This is a genomic window from Acinetobacter sp. YH16032, from assembly GCF_013417345.1.
GTDB lineage: Bacteria > Pseudomonadota > Gammaproteobacteria > Pseudomonadales > Moraxellaceae > Acinetobacter.
On record NZ_VPEE01000013.1, the window covers coordinates 1 to 19562 of the forward strand.

A 19562-nucleotide genomic window follows, 5' to 3' on the forward strand; every position below is an offset into this window, starting at 1 on the left:
AACAGCAACCATGATTGATGGTGCATTCTTCCAAGACGAAGTTGAAGAACGCAAAATCATGGCTGTACCAATGGTGTTCCAAGACAACGAACATATCGGTCAAGGTCGTATGACATTGGAAGAGATTCTTGCGAAGCTTGATACTAATTCTGCTGCGAAAGATGCTGAAAAGCTCAATGCCAAAGATGTATTTGATGTGCTTGTGATTGGTGGTGGCCCTGCAGGCAACACTTCTGCAATCTACGCAGCACGTAAAGGCATCCGTACAGGAATCGTTGCTGAGCGCATGGGTGGTCAGGTCATGGACACCATGGACATTGAAAACTTTACATCAGTGCAAAAGACGCAAGGTCCTAAGTTTGCGGCTGAAATGGAAGCACATGTTCGTGAATACGGTGTCGACATCATGAACTTACAACGTGTGTCTGACATCAAAGGTGCGGATGAAACTGCCAACGGTTTAGTTGAAGTGACTTTAGAGAATGGTGCAAAACTTGAATCGAAAACGGTCATCCTGTCTACAGGTGCACGTTGGAGAGAAATGAATGTACCAGGTGAGCAAGAATACAAAACACGTGGTGTTGCGTACTGCCCACATTGTGATGGTCCATTGTTCAAAGGTAAACGTGTGGCTGTGATCGGTGGTGGTAACTCTGGTGTAGAAGCGGCAATTGACCTTGCGGGTATTGTTGAGCATGTCACTTTAGTTGAGTTTGATACCAAACTACGTGCTGACCAAGTCCTTCAAGATAAATTGAACAGCTTACCTAACACGACTGTCATCAAAAATGCGCTGTCTACAGAAGTTGTGGGTGATGGCAAACAAGTCACTGCACTGAAATACAAAGATCGTGCGACGGATGAAGAACACACTGTCGAATTGGCGGGGATCTTCGTACAAATCGGTTTGTTACCCAACACGGATTTCTTAAAAGAAACTCAAGTTGAATTAACCAACCGTGGTGAGATTGTGATTAACGATCGCAACGAAACCAATGTAAAAGGTGTATTCGCTGCGGGTGACTGTACAACAGTACCTTATAAACAAATCATCATTGCCACTGGTGAAGGCGCGAAAGCATCACTGTCAGCGTTTGATTACATCATTCGTTCTGGACAGTAATTTCAGCCTTAATATACCGCATTAAAGTGTAGCCCTGAGAAAACTCTTTCTCGGGGCGTTTTTATAAGCCAATATTATCTTTACAATTTTTGAATAAAACTTTATTTAAAATCTGCTTATATTGTTCTCATCCATGCTACTTGGATACTCATTGAATTAAAAAAGGAAGATAAAATGAATAAGATTCTTGTTGCTTTAGGTCTTGCTGCTACAGTTGCTTTGGTTGGGTGTAATAAGGATAAAGCTCCTGAAACTGGCGCGACAACTGGTGAACATTTAGAAAATGCTGCTGAACAAGCAGGTGCAGATATTCAAAATGCGACTGAAGATGCAGCTCAATCAACTGCAACTGCAGTCGACAATGCTGCTGATGCGACAGCACAAGCTACAGATAATGCTGCTGCACATGCTGAAAACGCTGCGCACAACGCTTCAGAAGCGGCTAAAGAAGCAACTGCTAATGCTGCGGCAGCTGTAGAAGAAGGTGCAGCGAATGTAAAAGAAAAAGCTCAACATTAATTTGAGTTTTACCAATTAAAGCCTCTTTAGAGGCTTTAATTTTTTCTCAAATAGTTCAATTTTACAGCCCCAAGATACGAATCAAGCATATACTGTATGAATAACAACTCATTTTTGAATAACATTTTCAGATAATAAGACAAAATCCTATGAGCTATTCGCACCATACAGAACCACATTATATACATCGCACAGGTTGGTTAAGAGCTGCTGTTCTTGGTGCCAACGACGGTATAATTTCAGTCACTAGTTTAATCATGGGGATGGCAGCAAGTGGCGCGAATCAACATACCCTTTTAATCACTTGTATTGCTGGTTTGATTGCAGGCGCAACGTCCATGGCAGCTGGTGAATATATTTCGGTAAAATCTCAGTCTGATATTGAAGAAGCTGATCTAAAGTTTGAAGCAAGTGAGTTAGCACGCAATCCACAAATCGAACTGAAAGAATTAACGCATATTTATGTACAAAGAGGATTATCACCCGAACTTGCTCATCAAGTTGCTATACAACTGAGCGAGCATGATGCGTTAGCTGCACATGCACGCGATGAAATTGGTATTCATGAAAATACAACAGCTCAACCTTTTCAAGCCGCTTGGTCTTCTGCCACCGCCTTTTCAATAGGTGCAGCTTGCCCTATGATCGCTATACTGATCAGTCCTCCTGCATATTTAGAATACAGTGTTGCCTTTTTTTGCATTTTAGCGTTATTTATTCTAGGGGCTTTATCTGGATATTTTGCTGGAACGTCTAAAGTAAAATCTGCATTGCGAATTACGCTTTGGGGAATCGCAGCGATGGCATTTTCAAGTTGGATTGGCTCACTGTTTAATGTACATGTCGGCTAACATATAAGAATTACAAATATATAAAATCAATATTACTCAGCAGCATTTAATGCATAAATGCAGTGTAGGACTATCAACCCACAATCAATCAATTAAAATACTGATGTGTTTTATCAGCTTTTCTTATCTTCATGTCCATTATTGCAGCTCAATCTGACCGATCACACTCATCGGTCTGGATCGCTATTGTTTTATTGATTGTAGGCACCCTTAGTGCTTATCAAATTGTGGGAATTAATCAAGCCCTGTTATTCCTTATTGGTGGTGCGCTTGGTATGACGCTCTACCATGCATCATTTGGTTTTACATCGAGCTGGCGCGTTTTTATTAAAGAACGCAAAGGTCGTGGTTTACGTGCACAAATGATTATGCTCGCACTGGCAGTGCTGCTCTTCTTCCCAGCTTTAGGTGCAGGTGAATTATTTGGTCAACCAGTTAAAGGCAACGTCAATCCCGTATCGATGTCCGTGATGATTGGTGCATTTATTTTCGGAATTGGCATGCAACTGGGTGGTGGTTGCGCATCTGGGACACTCTATACAGTCGGTGGTGGTAGCTCACGTATGCTGATCACTCTATTCTTTTTCTGTTTAGGCTCACTGATCGCTACTTCACATATTGAATGGTGGTTTGCACTGCCACACTTAGCCCCTATTTCAGTAGTACAAAGCTTTGGTGTTATTCCAGCGCTAATACTCAATTTCGTGCTATTTGGTTTGATCGCATTAGCAACAGTCTACTTCGAGAAAAAACGCCACGGTCAGCTTGAACAAGAACCTGTTGCAGCACATCAAGGCTGGAAACGTTTCCTAAAGGGACCATGGCCTTTAATTTGGGGTGGTATTATTCTCACCCTGCTTAATTTCGCCACGCTTGCATTGGCTGGTCGCCCATGGGGTGTCACATCTGCGCTTGCAGTATGGGCAGCGAAAGGTGCAACATTAGTCGGAATTGATGTAACAGCTTGGGACTATTGGCAACAACCTGGAAATGCTAAAGCTTTAGCAAATTCGTTGTGGTTTGATATCACCTCTATGATGAATTTTGGCATCATGCTCGGCGCTTTACTTGCAGCAGGTCTCGCTGGAAAATTTGCACCGAGTCTCAATATCCCTAAACGCTCAATTCTAGCAGCAGTCATTGGGGGGATCATGTTGGGTTATGGCGCTCGATTAGCATACGGCTGTAACATCGGTGCTTATTTCAGCGGCATTGCATCAGGCAGTTTACATGGTTGGTTATGGCTCATTTTCGCTTTTATTGGTAATGGTATAGGTGTGAAACTTCGTCCAATATTTTTCCCGAGTGAAAAGCCTCAGCCTGAAAAACTTACAGGTTGCTAATCAGCAAATATCGATATTTAAGAACGCCTAATTTCAATTGGGCGTTTTTTTATCTTTCTATAGTGCAATTACAACCATTCAAGAGGATAAGAAAGAAAAAGAAAGGAGTATTAAATTTTTAGCCGATTGAAATCAGCTACGCCACCAAAGTTTGTTCTTATAATAAATCTGAATGCGCTTACTCTAAGTTTGATAAATGCTGCATCATCTATATAAAAACCCATCCGAAGATGGGCTTAAGATGTTAAAAGTGAAGTCAAGCCTCTACTTTCTTTTTCAAAGTTGCATCTAATTGTTCTTTATCTAATGCATTATCCCAACGTGCTACAACAATTGCTGCACAAGCATTGCCAACAAGATTAGTTAATGCGCGGCATTCAGACATAAAACGGTCGATACCTAAAATAAGCGCCATCCCTGCAACAGGTAATGCAGGAACAACGGATAATGTAGCTGCCAGAGTAATAAAGCCCGCACCCGTTACACCTGCAGCCCCTTTTGAACTAATCATCGCAACCAACAAAATTGTGATCTGTTCCCAAATGGTCAAATCGATATTACAGGCTTGAGCAATAAAAAGAGCAGCCATCGTCATATAGATATTTGTACCATCTAAATTAAATGAATATCCAGTTGGAATGACCAAACCAACGACCGACTTTTCACAACCCGCTTTTTCCATTTTATTCATCAGCGTTGGCAGTGCAGCTTCAGAAGAGCTCGTGCCTAATACTAACCATAATTCATCTTTGATATAGCGGATGAGATCAATGATAGAAAATCCATTGTATCGTGCAACTGCTCCCAGAATAAGCAGAACAAATAAAAGTGAAGTAATATAGAACGTTACGATTAATAATAGTAAATTTCCAATACTCGAAATACCGAAAGCACCAATCGTATACGCCATCGCACCAAATGCACCAATTGGAGCTAGTTTCATCAACATACCGACAAGGTAAAATACCGGAGCGGTCAGTGTCGTTAAGAAGTCTGTAACTGGTTTCCCTTTTTCACCCACCGCTGCAAGCGCTAAACCAAATAGAACAGCAACAAATAAAACCTGAAGAATATCACCACCCGCCAAAGGACTGATTAAAGTCTTTGGTATGATATTCATGAAGAAGTCAACAATAGAGGCATCCTGAGCTTTTTCAACATAAGTTGAAACTTTGTCACCTTCTAAAGCAGCAGGATCGATATTAAGACCTTTACCCGGCTGAATAAGATTAGCAACAATCATGCCCACAATCAGCGCAAGCGTAGAGAAAGTTAAAAAGTAAGCCATTGCTTTACCCGTCACTCGCCCCACTGCGCCCATATTCGTCATACCAGCAATACCCGTGACCACAGTCAAGAAAATAACGGGTGCAATGATCATTTTGACGATTTTAATAAAAGCATCGCCAAGAGGTTTTAAACTTGCCCCCAACTCCGGCATAAAATGTCCAAGTGTGACACCCGCAATAATTGCAAAGATGACTTGAACATATAAAATTTGATAAAACTTTTGCTTCTTAGGTGGTTGAGATTGCTCATCAACGTGAATATCCATGGAAGACCCTTCTAATTCAAAAAAGTGAATCCATTGTTAAATGCAATAAATTTCACACTCAAAAATGAATTGCGCGTTAAATAATTTCAAAGGTCGAAATTCTAGTGACATTCACTTTTTGAATGAAAAAGTCGGGCTTAACTATTAGTCTAAGAAAAAAAGATTTATAGAGTCCAATTGGGCTGAGATGACTAAATATGAATCGTCATAAAAATTAACTCATATAAAATTAAGTTTTGATATTTTTAGAAAAAAAATGAAAATTAAAAATTCATAAGTTAATTTTGAATATTAAAAATACAAATAATTTTATTTTATGACCTAATATATACCTATAAAGTATAATTAAATTTCAATGCAATCTAAGAACAATATATATAAATATATAATTCAATATCTTATGTAAATAACCCTTAAAGAAATATAATCAAAAAATATTAATAATTTTAGTAGTATAAATTTAAAACACTCTTAAAAAATTGTTTTTATTATATTTTATCAAATAAATTCAACAGCTTATTTTTAAAAAATCATACTAAACCCGTTTTTCATTCATATATCTCCAATACCTTTTAGGTACGTATTGAACATGCAACTTAGGATTATCACGTGCCACTATATTTACACTCTTAAAATAATCCTTCCAAAGTTGATCATATAGCTCTTCTTGATCATCGAGTTCAATCATGAATGATTGACTAGAACCTATATGGATATTTTGATCAATTTCGGCCGCATTCAAATTAACTTGATGGACTTGCTTCAAATCATAGTAAATTCCGTAGCGTCGCTTTTCATCATAAATTAACCAACGCTGATCTTGATAACGTGCTTTGAAATGCTTAGAGATTAAAGGCAGAACATTAAAATCTGGTCTTACTAATGATAAAAATAAACCATCCTTACACTTTTTAAAGCGAACAAATGCCTCCATTCGGTGCTTTTCACGACCAACTTGTTTAGCCCATTGTGCAAGCGCTAAAACATCATGATGACCGAAATTTTTTTCAACGGCATATTGGTGCTTAAAGATATAAATGGAATAATCAAATAGATGTTGGTATGCCACTTCCTGCTCAGACAAAAAAGTAAAATACCAATTACGCAAACTTGAAGCAGAAATTTTAGATTTTAAACCTTGCCAGACTCGTTCAGCTTGCTTTTCTTCACTGTAAACTCGGACTGACTCATCAAATAAATTCTGGTGAGCGTTTCCTTCAGTTTGAACTTTTACGTCGAACTCTTTGAATTGAAAAGCTCTAAAAACACAGCACAGCAACCCGGTCATCGTACCATCAAAAACATACACAGCCATTTAAAACCCAAATCCTAGTTGAGGTGACAGTTGTTTCACATATTTTGATTGCCCACTTTGTAAAATTTGCTGGCGGATCTGATGAGCATGCTGTTCTCTTTTAAACTTAGGTGTATCAGCACATCGAATAAAATGTTGAGCACGATTATAAGCAACGCCTAAGCGCTTTAACTGATCGATATGAATTTTTCCAAAACGGCGAGCCTGTACAATTTTCTTAGCAGATCTCACACCAATGCCAGGAACACGTAAAATCATTTTATATTCAGCAGTATTAATATCCACTGGAAACTGCTCTGGATGTCTTAAAGCCCAACCTAATTTAGGATCAACCTCTAAATCTAAATTGGGATGTGCTTCATCCACAATTTCGTTGGCTTCAAATCCATAAAAACGCATTAACCAATCTGATTGATATAAGCGATTTTCTCGCAATAACGGCGGTGCAGAACCTACAGCAGGTAAAGCAGACTCTTCTGGATTGATAGGTATATACCCTGAGTAATACACCCGTTTTAATTTAAAATCTTTATAGTGCTTGTCAGCCATCAAGATTACATCACGATCTGTTTCGTGATGCGCACCGACCACCATTTGTGTTGTCTGACCAGCAGGCACAAATTTAGGAACCGACTTGATTAGTTTTCTCTCATCTTTCAATTCAATCAAACGGTCTCTCACAATACCTAAATCTTTCTGCACTTCTGCATGCGACTTTTCAGGTGCAAATTTCACCAAGCCTTCTTCTGTCGGCATTTCCAAGTTAATGCTCATCCGATCGACATACAGTCCAGCCTCATGAATAATTTCTTGCGAAGCGCCCGGAATAGTTTTGAGATGAATGTACCCATTAAAATTTTCTTCCAGTCTTAATTTTTTTACGACTTGAAGCATTCTCTCCATGGTGTAATCCGCGGATTTAAAAATTCCTGAACTTAAAAATAACCCTTCTATATAGTTTCGACGATAAAAATTAATGGTCAGATCTACCACTTCTTGGACGGTAAATGCTGCTCGCTTTACGTCATTTGAACGGCGAGAGACACAATACGCACAATCATAAATACAGACATTTGAGAATAAAATTTTTAATAATGAAACACAGCGACCATCTTCGGTATAGCTATGGCAAATTCCGGAACCTGTATTACCAAGACCTTTATCTTTGTTCTTGCGGTTACTACCACTTGAGGAACAAGACACATCATATTTGGCAGCATCAGCTAAAATCTGTAATTTTTCACGGATACGATCAGACATATATGTATGGGGAAGCAATGGGATTTCGAATATTATAATTGTTTATTTATTCTACCAAATGTCAGTGATCACTCATGCGACACAGTTTGACGCTTTGCATTTTCGCACTAAATAATGAATATAATTTGATTCTCTGACCATGATTGTGCAAAGTGAAATTGAATTATGGAGCTTGATTATGTCTTTACTCGAACAATTATCCATTCAGCACCCCATTTTTTTAGCGCCAATGGCTGGGGTATCCACACCAGAACTGGCAGCTGAAGTATCCAATCAAGGTGGATTGGGGTCTCTTGGTTTAGGTGCAGCCAGTATCCAAAATGCTCGACAACAAATAGTTGCAACTCAAAAATTAACAGATTTACCCTTTCAGGTGAATTTCTTTTGCCACAAACCAACTGAACTTGATTCTGAACGGAATCTAAATTGGATAAATTATCTAAAACCCCACTTTGATAACTTTAATACTGAACCACCCAAAGAATTAAAATGTATTTACCCCAGTTTTTTAGATAATGATGATTTTTTAGATTTAGTCTTAGAAACTCGACCTAAGGCGGTGAGTTTTCACTTTGGGATACCTCATGCACATCAAATAGCTGCCCTCAAAGAGGCTGGTATTATTACGATGGTATCAGCAACGAACTTAGCGGAAGCTAGAGCAATTGAAGACGCTGGGATTGATATCATCATTGCACAAGGTATTGAAGCGGGAGGACACCGTGGTATTTTTAATGAGCATTTTGACAGTGCAATCAAAACAGCAGATTTAATAAAATTACTTGTTCCTACCTGCAAGATACCTGTCGTAGCAGCTGGTGGAATCATGAATGGCTTTCAAGCTAAATATATGATGAATCTCGGAGCTTCAGCCGTACAACTCGGTACTGCATTTGTACAATGCAAGAGTTCAGCTGCAAATGCAGCTTATCGTAATGCATTATTAAGTAAGCCTTTAACTCAAATTACATCAAGCATCTCTGGGCGACCAGCGAGAGGGATAATCAACAGTTGGTCAACTCTCGTAGATTTACCTCAGCGTGAGTTAGTTGCTCCCTACCCTTATGCATATGATTTAGGTAAACAACTAAATGCAGCAGCATTAACCAACAAAGATGAAAGTTTTGGTGCATTCTGGGCAGGAAGTAATGTAAATCAAATCAGAGTTTTAGAAGCACCTGATTTAATCAATCAAATCATATTAGAAATTGATCAATATGATGCTTAAATAATCGATAAAACCCATACCGAGCTGTAGTTTTTTAATTTACAATGAATTGTTAAATTATGTAGCGAAAAGTATGGGTTTTGTATTATTAGCACTTATGGCGTTTGGATTCGGAATAGACACCTATTCACATGCTCAAGATAAAGATCAGTCCACTCAACATAATGTTGAGCAGCTAGATGCTCAAATTTTAAATCAAGATCAATCACATTCTTCTGAAGAGAAAAAATCGGATTCTGAAATAAATTTACAACCTCTTGAATTTAAACAGTAGAATCTATGAATAACTTATTTCAGTTAAGTGCTGACATATAGAAACTCAACCTGATTTTAATAAATCCACAGATTCCACTTGAACATCACTCATAATTTGCCCTTCTGACAAAAGTAAATCGAAATAATTGGCTACGACCTTGGCTTGTTCCGCTGTACTTTCTACTTTGTACATATTCTGACGAAATTCATTACTTGAGTGGAGACCTTTGGTGTACCACGCGATATGTTTACGTGCAATGCGACAGCCTGAATACTCACCGTAAAATTCATATAGCTCATTCAGATGACCCAATAGAACTTCTTTTACTTCAGCAATCGATGGCGCTGCAAGTGGCTGTCCCGTTTTTAAATAATGAGCAATTTCTCTAAAAATCCATGGACGACCTTGTGCTGCTCGGCCAATCATCACGGCATCAGCACCAGTATGATCTAATACATACTTGGCTTTCTCTGGGCTATCAATATCTCCATTTGCAATGACTGGAATAGAGATATTTTGCTTCACTTCTTTAATTAGATCATAACGTGCAGTATTTAAATACATATCTTCCCGTGTACGACCATGCAATGCTAAAGCTGCAATACCCGCTTGTTCTGCGCGCTTCGACACACGCATAATATTTTCATGTCCGTTTAAAAATCCTAAGCGCGTTTTAAGTGTTACAGGGACATCCACTGCCTCGACCACCGCATCTAAAATTCTGGCTACCAAGTCTTCATCCTGTAGCAGTGCAGAACCTGCTAATTTATTGCACACCTTTTTCGCTGGACACCCCATATTGATGTCAACGATTTGAGCACCATTTGACACTTGATATCGTGCAGCTTCAGCTAAATCCCGTGGGTCTGATCCTGCTATTTGTGCTGAAATTGGAGCAATTTCACCATCAAAGTTGGCTCGGTAGAGACTTTTCTTGCTCATACGCAGCGTTTTGTCAGAAGTCATCATTTCACTAACTGCATGTCCTGCACCAAAATATTTACACAAGGTTCTAAATGGTCGATCCGTTACACCTGCCATGGGTGCTACAAAAACAGGAGTTGTTTTTTCGCGATCAAATAAATCACGGATCACAGGATGTTGAGACATGAATAATACCAATGATGATGAAACAGTTTCAGAATGCTTAACTTTTTAAATCTGCACTCATTGAGAGATTGAAATTAGATACAAGCATTAAATTATATAACGTTTGAAACTAAAAATATGTTTTATCTCATTTTGCTTGAATGTTAATGGATGAACTTAAGCTCAACACTTAGATTTATATTTGAAGCATGCTGCCATTATCTCGTATACATATAAGTTCTCACAAATCGTGAATGAAATAGTATACTTCGCTAGAATCTTTATCCCTGATACTTTGCATTTATGAAAAATAGCTTTCGCTCTAATGTAATTTTTAAAGCCTGTAGTGTTGCTACATTAAGTTTATTCATGAGTGCTTGTGGTGACTCATCATGGTGGAACACACAACATAAAACGATTGATGCAGAACAAATCTCAAAACTCATTCCTGGCCGCGTTAATAATCGTGGTTCATGGGCCGAGGATATTTATAAAATAACAGAGCAACTCGGTATACCCCAAACGAAAGAAAATGTGTGTACCATTATTGCTGTAGTCGATCAAGAATCTAATTTTGTTGCAGATCCCCATGTACCCGGACTAGGTGCCAAAGCAGTTAAAGAAATTGAAGATCGTTTAGATGAAAAATTCAAAGATAAATTAGGAGATAGTATCGGAGGCACCGTTGCTGGGTATTTCCAAGAGGTCTTAAAAAATCAGCCAACACCTGAAGACAATTATCTGAAACAAATGCGGAACGTTTCTACCGAACGAGAATTAGATGAATTGTATCGTGAGATTTTTGCTCACATGGCAAAACACTACCATGTCAGTGCACTCACTGGTGCAGCTAAACTCGTTGGTCAAGATATTGGTGAAAAACTAAATCCCATTACCACTTTAGGCTCTATGCAAGTTCATATTAGCTATGCAAAAGATCATAAGCGCCAAGGTGGAAGTATCGCTGATCTAAGATCAGACCTTTATAGTCAATATGGCGGACTCTATTATGGTATTCACCGCCTGATGATGTATCCAGCAGATTATGATCAACCCATATATCGCTTTGCAGACTACAATTCAGGCATGTATTCAAGTCGTAACGCCGCTTTCCAAAGCATGCTCAATGAATTAACAGCAGCGGAGTTAACGCTTGATGGCGACCTATTACTGTACAATAAAAATGGCAATCCAAAAGCTGAAAAGAGTCAATCTGAACAAGAACTTATCAATGTATTTGCCGCAAATAATGTATTTATTACACCTCGTCAAATTCGAGCTGATTTAAAGAAAGAAAAAGAGAAAAAGTTTGAAGATACGCAAACCTATAAAGCTGTGACTGAGCTTTACGAAAAGAAAATTGGAAAAGAAAAATTTTATGCCATTATGCCTGAAGTGGTTATTTCAGGTCCTAAGCTTAGTCGCGACTACAATACCAACTGGTTTGCTACGCGAGTTAACGGTCGATATCAAACATGTATGCAGAAAGCAAAAAGAATCAAAACCTAGCATTATTTGATTTTGATGGAACATTATGTGATAAAGATAGTTTTACTAGCTTTATCTTTTACGCCTTATCAAAACGACATATTGTTAAGCAAGGACTAAAAACCTTGCCTTGGATTCAAGCCTATTTTTTAAATATTTACCCCGCGCACGCAATGCGCCCTAAGCTATTCAAGGCAATGTTTACTGGATTTTCTAGGTCTGATGCAGATCCGATTGCACTTGAATACGCCCATTCATTACAACAACACTTAAACTCACCCATTTATGAACAATTGATCAAGCATCAACTCCGTGGTGACCGCATTGCGATTGTCTCTGCATCCATTGATATTTATTTAAAACCCATTTCTCAGATTTTAAATGTTGATTTGATTTGTACTGAAACTGAAGTGCTCAATCAGTTTTATACGGGTCATTATTCTTCTCCTGATTGTAGTGGCGAAGAAAAAAGACAGCGCATACTCAAGCAATATGATGTAGACGAATTTCAATCAATTTATGCTTATGGAAATTCTTATGAGGATCAAGCGATGTTAGATATGGCTGATTATCCTTATATGGTCGGATCATCTCATCAATTACCCGATCTTGACCCACAAAAAAAGCTCGCCTAAGCGAGCTTTTTTTAATAAGAAATTAATAGATCGCCATATGATTGCGATGAATCATTTCTAATGAACGTGCTTCACCTAGAACTTGGTGTACCTTATCTGAGGGTAAGCCTTTGACAATTTCAGCGCTACGTGAACTAAAGTTAACACGACCAACTGCGACGCGATGCCGTTGCTGATCCACACACTCCACCACATCACCACGCTCGAAATGCCCTTCAACTGCTTTCACACCTACAGGCAATAAACTCCGATGATTTTCTTTGATCGCTTTCACAGCACCATCATCAATCACCAATCGCCCTGCAGTTTGCAAATGCGCAGCTAACCATTGTTGGTGAGCAGTGATTCGATCATTATCAGTGATAAACAACGTACCTAGCATCTCACCCGACATTAATCGAGTTAACACATGATTACTGTCTCCACTGGCAATCAGTGTAGGACATCCTGATTTCGCAGCTAAACGAGCAGCGCGTACTTTGGTCAGCATTCCACCTCGACCAAACTTACCACCACCACCTGCCATATCAAACAAACTTTCATCTAATGCGCGAACTGTATGAAACAACTTCGCATTAGGATTTGAGCGAGGATCTGAATCAAACATCCCCTCTTGGTCTGTCAAAATAATCAATAAATCAGCATGAACTTGGCCTGCAACCATTGCAGCTAAAGTATCATTGTCTCCGAATCGAATCTCATCAGTAGATACAGTGTCATTTTCATTAATCACTGGAATCACTTTCCAATCGATTAAATGTTGTAAAGCATCACAAGAATTCAAATAACGGCGACGGTCAGCCAAGTCATCATGGGTCAATAAAACTTGGGCAGATTGAATATTGTGATTCAACAATACACTTGACCAAGTTTGTATGAGCCCCATTTGACCAATGGCAGCACAAGCTTGAAGACTGGGTAGATCCGTGGGTCGATTCTCAAGTTTCATTCGAACCATACCTTCAGCCACAGCACCGGAAGACACGAGAATAATCTCATGCCCTGCATTGTGTAGATCTGCAATTTGCCCCGCCCAATGCGAGATTGCATCTATATCTAAACCTTTTCCGTTTGCTGTGAGTAAAGATGATCCGATTTTAACAACGATTCTTTTGCAACCCTTGAGCTGACGTTGCCCATCTACCACTTCTATCATCTTGTCCTCTGTCTCTTATATAAAGAGATTAACGTACGTAGTACACTTCCATTTCGCCATCATCTTCATCATCGTCAAAATCGTCATCCTCTTGACTGGCAAGACGTTGTTTACGACGCATTTCACGATAAGCCTCTTTAGCGGCAATGGTTTGTTCACGTGTTTCAGCTTCAAGCTGATCACGGAATGCTTGCATTTCTGCTGCATACTCTGGATCTTCAACTTCACGTTCGCGCTGTTGTTCAATTTGATCCATTAAATAATAAACGACTTCTTTGGTTCCCTCAGACATCAAGCCTGAAGTCTTAAATACTGGACCCTCCCATTTCAACTCTTCAAGGATGTGATTGCACCATTCATCTCTTGAGTCTTCAGGCAACTGATCTACTTTATTTAAAACCAACACCACTGGGAGTTTTGACAATGTTGGAGAGAACTTTAAAAGTTCATTTAAAATTGCCTTAGCATTATAAGCTGGATCTGATCCATCAATTGGCTGTACATCCACGATATGTAGAAGAATACGAGTACGCGCCAAATGTTTTAAGAAGCGAATACCAAGACCTGCACCTTCTGCAGCACCTTCGATCAAACCTGGAATATCAGCCATTACAAATGAACGGTGACGATCTGCATCTACAACACCAAGATTAGGTACCATAGTTGTAAATGGGTAATCTGCTACTTTTGGTTTTGCTGCAGAGACAGCACGAATAAATGTTGATTTGCCCGCATTTGGCATACCTAATAAGCCAACATCTGCCAAAACTTTCAGCTCTAGGCGAATTTCGCGGAACTCACCTTTGTTACCATGTGTACATTTACGTGGAGCACGGTTCGTTGATGACTTAAAGTGAGTGTTACCTAAACCACCGTCACCACCTTGAGCAACAAGAACACGTTGACCATTTTCAATTAAATCACCAATGATGTCGCCAGACTCAGTATCTACAATTGTTGTTCCTACTGGAACATATAGTGTTACGGATTCACCACCGCGACCTGCACAGTTTGCGCCAGCACCATTTTTACCACGTTCAGCACGAAATCTACGGGTATAACGATAATCTACAAGCGTACTGGTGTTGTCATCAGCTTGAATATATACGCTGCCACCACGACCACCATCACCACCATCTGGACCACCAAATGGTACGAATTTTTCACGGCGAAAACTGGCTACGCCATTGCCACCGTCGCCAGCCTCTACGGTAATGACTGCTTCATCAACAAAGCGCATAATGCCAATCCTCTAAAAACTTTAAAACCGCCTATTCTGCCATATTTTAAAGTATTTCTCGACTATATTTATGCAGGTTGAGAATAAGTTAGCGACTTTTTTCATAAATTGAGTCTTTAATATTTTGGTGTATCACTGCATTAAATTTGATTTATTCATTACTCATTGTTTTATCAAATGACATCATTGGTTTTATTTATTTCTGAAACCATAAAATAATGCCTATAGTGCATTAAATTGCACTCTAAGATTTTGACATGGATCGCTCTGCTACCCCTTTATCCTCACAATTCGTGCTTGTTATGGCTTTGGCCTGTGGTGTCTGTGCAGGTTCAGCTTATTTCAATCAACCACTGATTTATTCAATCGAAAGAAGTTTAGAAATTTCGACCAGCCAAGCTGGATTTACCGTGGTTATCGCTCAAGTGGGTTATATGCTCGGACTCATGCTTTTGGTACCCCTTGGAGATTTTTTTAATAAACGAAAACTCATTGTGAGTTTAATGATATTTGCGGCAATTTCGCAGATCCTTTTGTCTTTCAGCTCAGATATCAGCACTTTATATATCTTTACACTCTGTGCAACATTTGGAGCCATATCAGCACAAGTATTAATTCCTTTTGCTTCTTCCATTAGCCCACCTGAATTAAGCTCAGCAGTTGTAGGTAAACTCATGAGCGGACTGGTCATGGGGATTATTTTATCTAGGACATTTGCCGGCTTTGTTTCAACTTATTGGTCTTGGGAAGGCGTTTATTTTAGTAGTGGTATTTTGACTTTATGTTTTGCATGTTTAATGTGGAAAAAACTCCCCAACACTCAACCTGCTTCGCATTTACAAGTCACCGATATTTACAAATCACTTTGGAGCATCGCAAAGCATAATCCGCATCTCATACGCCGTGCCTGCGCGGGTGCCCTAGGATTTGGCATTCTCTCAATGGTGTTTACATCGATGACTTTTGTTTTAGGGAGTGCCCCATATCAATTTACTGATTTTCAAATTGGTCTATTTGGTCTGTTAGGTATTATCGGAATTTATTCCTCGAGTTGGTCTGGTAAAACAGTTGGCAAAGGGAAAGAAGAAATTGTCGCTCAATTATGTATCACCTTGATGCTGTTCTCTTGTATTCCATTATATTTCGCGCAACAGAACATCTTCATTTATGCACTTGGCGTATTGATGAGCTATTTTGGTCTCACTGCATTTCATGTTTTGAATCAAAATCTAGTCTATCGTATTGATGGTCAAGCACGCTCACGAATTAATGCTGTATATATGACCATTTACTTTTCAGGCGCTGCATTAGGTTCTTTAGGTGCTGTCTATGCTTGGGAACATTATGCATGGATTGGTTGCGTTGCTTTGGGACTGTTTTTCTCAATTTTAATTTTATGTATTGATCGTTATGATTTTAAGATCATGAAAACCATATAAACATCTCGCTCAGTACACACTTTAAACTGAGCGATAACGAAATGATGAAGTATAACTATCGCGTAATAAGTGCCTTACTTTCCAAAATCTCGGGTAAATTTCGCTCTATCCAATGGATCAACTCATTTAATTTCATCGCTGCATTTGAACCCAATACAGTGAGTTGATACTCCACCTTTGGAGGAACTACTGGATAAACAGTGCGCAAAATAAAACCATCTTTTTCTAAGGTTTTTAGTGTCTGAGCCAACATTTTTTCGCTCACCCCCTCAATTCTTTGTTTTAGCTCACTAAAACGATGCACACCATCACTCAAGCAACTTAGGACGAGAACTGACCATTTACTGGTGAGATGCTCTAAAATTTCACGAGAAGGACATTCACTGGATAAAACTTGACCTAATAAATCACTATGCGCATATGTACTCATCATTTTTCTCTTAACAGTTAATAACTTACTTTTAGGTATGTACTTTCATTAAGTAAGTTAACAGATTAATATGCTTGCATCAAGTTTATTTTTTAGCCACATTAAGAGGAAATTAAAATGAAAATTGCGATTACAGGTGCAACTGGTGAATTAGGTCGTTTAGTTGTTCAAGAACTTAAAAAACTTCATAGCAAGCATGAAATTATTGCTTTGGTTCGCAACCCAGAAAAAGCTAAAATTTTATTTTCTGAAGATATTCAAGTACGCAAATTTGATTATGATCAGCCAAATGATCTCGCAAATTCTCTTCAGGATGTTGATAAACTCCTGCTCATTTCTGCCAATGAAATTGGTCGTCGCACTCCACAACATAAGGCTGTTATTGATGCTGCAATTAAAGCTAGAGTTCCTCACTTAATCTATACCAGCTTACTGAACGCAGATCATTCTCCGCTTGGCTTAGCCAATGAACATCGAGAAACGGAAAAATTAATACGTGAAAGTTCTATTACCTACACCTTTTTAAGAAATAATTGGTATAGCGAAAACTATTTATCTGCGCTCACCCATCAAATCGAGACAGGCATTGTGTACGGAGCGGCTCAAGATGGTTTAATTAGTTCAGCTTCTCGTTTGGATTATGCCACTGCTGCAGCTCAAATATTAAATGATGAATCAGCTCAACATTTGAACAAAATTTACGAGCTTGCTGGTAGCGAAAGCTTTAGCTTAAATGATTTTGCGACCCTACTTTCTGAGTTTTCACAACAGCCTGTGAAATATCAAAACTTATCTCCAGAAGATTATCGTCAAGGATTAACTCAAGCTGGTTTACCACTAGGTCTCATTGACGTCATTGTAGATGCAGATCTTCACACCGCCCATGGTGCGATGTACAGTGAACGCAAAGATCTTGAACATTTAATTGGTCGAAAAACTACATCGATTCGTGAAAGCATTCAGCAAGCCCTGAATGCTTAGAGAATAGACTCCCCTTAAAGGGGAGTTTTTACTTTTTAATATTGCGCAGAGGTAAATCCAAGTTCATATCTAAATTTGCTTTTGTTTCACGCTCCAAGTTGTACATTGTTGCTCTAAAACTAGATACATCCTTCATCAAAATTGGATCATTTAAATGCAATACAGGTTTGAAAACATGATCAATATCCACATCAAGCTGCTCATGCAAATCTAAATACACAGGACCATCAAAATCAATCGTAATCGGAACCTGATAAGTACGCTTTAAATGAAATGGAACTTCAAGCTGAATAGGCAAATCTAAATTTAACGGAAATTTAGGTAAAAATCGTGTTTTATACACCAAATCTGTTGTTGCACTAATTGGAATCGTTTGATCGATTTTTACTTTCGTTTGATAATCCACACTCACAGAAACAGGGACTTCGATTTTAAACTTGAGATTGGTTTTGTATTTACCCTGCAAATCTAAATCAATATTTTCCTGTACTTTAATTTCTGTATTTAATGCGCCAATCGCTTGTACCTCAAGATAATTCCCAACATCAATTTTGGTCAGCAATGATTCTGACAACTGTACACTTGCATTCTTCGCACTGACTTGAACAGATGCTTGAATATTGAGATATAGCCAAAAACCTACGGCGACAATGCTTGCCACGACAATAAATACGAGCGAACCATATCCCACGATTTTTTTAGCACTCATGCTTCTCGAGCTCACTGGGCTTTCACCGATTCAGCAGATTGATCATCCTTCTGAAATTTAATGGGTGATGCTGCTTCCACTTTTTGATTTTTTTGTAATGTTAAGGTATTGAGTGGGATAACCAACTCACCTTTTTGTATTTTAATTGGCAAAGTATTTTGTACGTTGACTGAAGCCTCTAACGCAGTTTTAATTGGTGCATTCAAATGACCTTCTACTGGTATATCCACATCTAAATCCGTTTTTAATGGGATGCGTAGATTCTCTTTTAAATCCGCTTGAACAGGTGCTTGAAATTTCAAGTGAACCATTTGATCTAAGGGAACATCCATTTCAACAGGTACATCAAGTTTAATTGGAATCGTCCCTTTCAATGGCAATGTAATATCTTTGCCCAAAATGCGAACCTTTACTTTAGTATCTACTGCTAAATTTTGATCTACAATCAAATTTTCACGGACTGGAATAACCGTTTTAATTGGTACTTGATTGTCGAAATGAACCATAGGATTCAATGTTTGTTGTACAGGAATAGAAAGATTTTCTCGTATTGGAATGGTCGTTTTCACACGACCTGTCACATTTACATCCAAAGCATCATGGATTTGAACTTTCGCTTGCAATGGCTCCTGAAGATCAATATTCACGGCTTGATCTTCAAGTGGAATGTAAATTTTAAAATGTTGAAAAACCCATAAGGCAATTGCTATACCACTCGCGGCAGCCAAAGCAATCAGCACGAAGCCAATGACAAGATATTTGATGCGCAAAAATATAATCCTTTAACACTTATTTTTTTAATCACCTGCTCACAATCCATATTTTATGTGAACAAATACGCAATTTTTCAATATTAAACCACTTATTTTGAAGAAACCATATTGCTCTAAAGTCTTAATTACGTAAATTTAGGCAAATAAAAAAGAGCCTCGAAAGAGGCTCTTT

19 protein-coding genes are annotated in these 19562 nt (G+C 38.6%); 10 read left to right on the forward strand and 9 right to left on the reverse strand.

The features are described 5' to 3' along the window. The 4 genes from ahpF to FTV32_RS08565 form a co-directional block, all read left to right on the forward strand. The coding region (gene ahpF / locus FTV32_RS08550) for an alkyl hydroperoxide reductase subunit F (RefSeq protein ID WP_180028404.1) at positions 1-1123 on the forward strand (1123 nt) is incomplete at its 5' end. 174 nt (positions 1124-1297) lie between these two features. Then, positions 1298-1642: a hypothetical protein gene (locus FTV32_RS08555; protein WP_180028405.1), complete on the forward strand. Its 345-nt coding sequence runs from the start codon at positions 1298-1300 to the stop codon at positions 1640-1642. Between the two features lie 149 nt (positions 1643-1791). Further along, positions 1792-2493 carry a VIT family protein gene (locus tag FTV32_RS08560; protein ID WP_180028406.1) on the forward strand — a complete coding sequence of 234 codons (702 nt, stop codon included), beginning with the start codon at positions 1792-1794 and terminating at the stop codon, positions 2491-2493. 131 nt (positions 2494-2624) lie between these two features. Next, positions 2625-3836 (forward strand): YeeE/YedE family protein, encoded by a 1212-nt coding sequence (locus tag FTV32_RS08565; RefSeq protein ID WP_180028407.1) that lies wholly within the window; start codon positions 2625-2627, stop codon positions 3834-3836. 256 nt (positions 3837-4092) lie between these two features. Here FTV32_RS08565 and FTV32_RS08570 read toward each other — a convergent pair whose 3' ends face one another. From FTV32_RS08570 to FTV32_RS08580, 3 genes are all read right to left on the reverse strand, one after another. Beyond that, positions 4093-5391 carry a dicarboxylate/amino acid:cation symporter gene (locus FTV32_RS08570; protein WP_035265514.1) on the reverse strand — a complete coding sequence of 433 codons (1299 nt, stop codon included), beginning with the start codon at positions 5389-5391 and terminating at the stop codon, positions 4093-4095. A 535-nt stretch (positions 5392-5926) separates the two neighbouring features. Further along, on the reverse strand, positions 5927-6706 hold the full coding sequence (locus tag FTV32_RS08575) for a TIGR03915 family putative DNA repair protein (RefSeq protein WP_180028408.1): 780 nt from the start codon (positions 6704-6706) through the stop codon (positions 5927-5929). Then, the gene (locus FTV32_RS08580) at positions 6707-7966 is read right to left on the reverse strand and encodes a putative DNA modification/repair radical SAM protein (RefSeq protein ID WP_180028409.1); all 1260 of its coding nucleotides are present in this window, start codon (positions 7964-7966) and stop codon (positions 6707-6709) included. It abuts the gene before it with no gap. A 178-nt stretch (positions 7967-8144) separates the two neighbouring features. Here FTV32_RS08580 and FTV32_RS08585 point away from each other — a divergent pair, with 178 nt between their 5' ends. Both FTV32_RS08585 and FTV32_RS08590 read left to right on the forward strand, forming a co-directional pair. After that, positions 8145-9194, forward strand: a complete 1050-nt coding sequence (locus tag FTV32_RS08585) for a nitronate monooxygenase family protein (protein WP_180028410.1) — start codon at positions 8145-8147, stop codon at positions 9192-9194. A 73-nt stretch (positions 9195-9267) separates the two neighbouring features. Continuing rightward, complete coding sequence (locus FTV32_RS08590) at positions 9268-9468, forward strand: hypothetical protein (protein WP_180028411.1); 201 nt, start codon at positions 9268-9270, stop codon at positions 9466-9468. Between the two features lie 45 nt (positions 9469-9513). On the opposite strand, the gene dusB is transcribed toward FTV32_RS08590, so the two are convergent. Beyond that, positions 9514-10560 carry a tRNA dihydrouridine synthase DusB gene (gene dusB, locus FTV32_RS08595; protein ID WP_180028412.1) on the reverse strand — a complete coding sequence of 349 codons (1047 nt, stop codon included), beginning with the start codon at positions 10558-10560 and terminating at the stop codon, positions 9514-9516. A gap of 282 nt (positions 10561-10842) precedes the next feature. Between dusB and FTV32_RS08600 the strand changes: the two genes are divergently transcribed. Both FTV32_RS08600 and FTV32_RS08605 read left to right on the forward strand, forming a co-directional pair. Next, positions 10843-12048 (forward strand): DUF1615 domain-containing protein, encoded by a 1206-nt coding sequence (locus FTV32_RS08600; RefSeq protein WP_180028413.1) that lies wholly within the window; start codon positions 10843-10845, stop codon positions 12046-12048. Continuing rightward, complete coding sequence (locus FTV32_RS08605) at positions 12015-12662, forward strand: HAD-IB family hydrolase (RefSeq protein WP_180028414.1); 648 nt, start codon at positions 12015-12017, stop codon at positions 12660-12662. The genes FTV32_RS08600 and FTV32_RS08605 overlap by 34 nt, the downstream gene beginning before the upstream one ends. A 22-nt stretch (positions 12663-12684) precedes the next feature. On the opposite strand, the gene proB is transcribed toward FTV32_RS08605, so the two are convergent. Together proB and cgtA are read right to left on the reverse strand one after the other, a co-directional pair. Continuing rightward, positions 12685-13818: a glutamate 5-kinase gene (gene proB / locus FTV32_RS08610; RefSeq protein ID WP_035265485.1), complete on the reverse strand. Its 1134-nt coding sequence runs from the start codon at positions 13816-13818 to the stop codon at positions 12685-12687. Between the two features lie 28 nt (positions 13819-13846). Continuing rightward, positions 13847-15058 carry an Obg family GTPase CgtA gene (gene cgtA, locus FTV32_RS08615; protein ID WP_092767039.1) on the reverse strand — a complete coding sequence of 404 codons (1212 nt, stop codon included), beginning with the start codon at positions 15056-15058 and terminating at the stop codon, positions 13847-13849. A 257-nt stretch (positions 15059-15315) separates the two neighbouring features. Between cgtA and FTV32_RS08620 the strand changes: the two genes are divergently transcribed. Continuing rightward, a complete protein-coding gene (locus tag FTV32_RS08620) occupies positions 15316-16497 on the forward strand; it encodes an MFS transporter (protein WP_180028415.1) in 1182 nt (393 codons plus the stop codon). Between the two features lie 55 nt (positions 16498-16552). Here FTV32_RS08620 and FTV32_RS08625 read toward each other — a convergent pair whose 3' ends face one another. Continuing rightward, positions 16553-16927, reverse strand: coding sequence for a helix-turn-helix domain-containing protein (locus FTV32_RS08625; RefSeq protein ID WP_180028416.1), 375 nt, complete (start codon positions 16925-16927; stop codon positions 16553-16555). 117 nt (positions 16928-17044) lie between these two features. Here FTV32_RS08625 and FTV32_RS08630 point away from each other — a divergent pair, with 117 nt between their 5' ends. Next, positions 17045-17908, forward strand: a complete 864-nt coding sequence (locus FTV32_RS08630; protein WP_180028417.1) for an SDR family oxidoreductase — start codon at positions 17045-17047, stop codon at positions 17906-17908. A gap of 28 nt (positions 17909-17936) precedes the next feature. Here the strand turns inward: FTV32_RS08630 and FTV32_RS08635 are convergent, their stop codons facing one another. Both FTV32_RS08635 and FTV32_RS08640 read right to left on the reverse strand, forming a co-directional pair. Next, positions 17937-18617 (reverse strand): hypothetical protein, encoded by a 681-nt coding sequence (locus FTV32_RS08635; RefSeq protein ID WP_180028418.1) that lies wholly within the window; start codon positions 18615-18617, stop codon positions 17937-17939. 11 nt (positions 18618-18628) lie between these two features. After that, entirely contained in the window at positions 18629-19387 is a 759-nt protein-coding gene (locus FTV32_RS08640) for an MFS transporter (RefSeq protein ID WP_180028419.1), read from the reverse strand. Between the last annotated feature and the right edge of the window lie 175 nt (positions 19388-19562).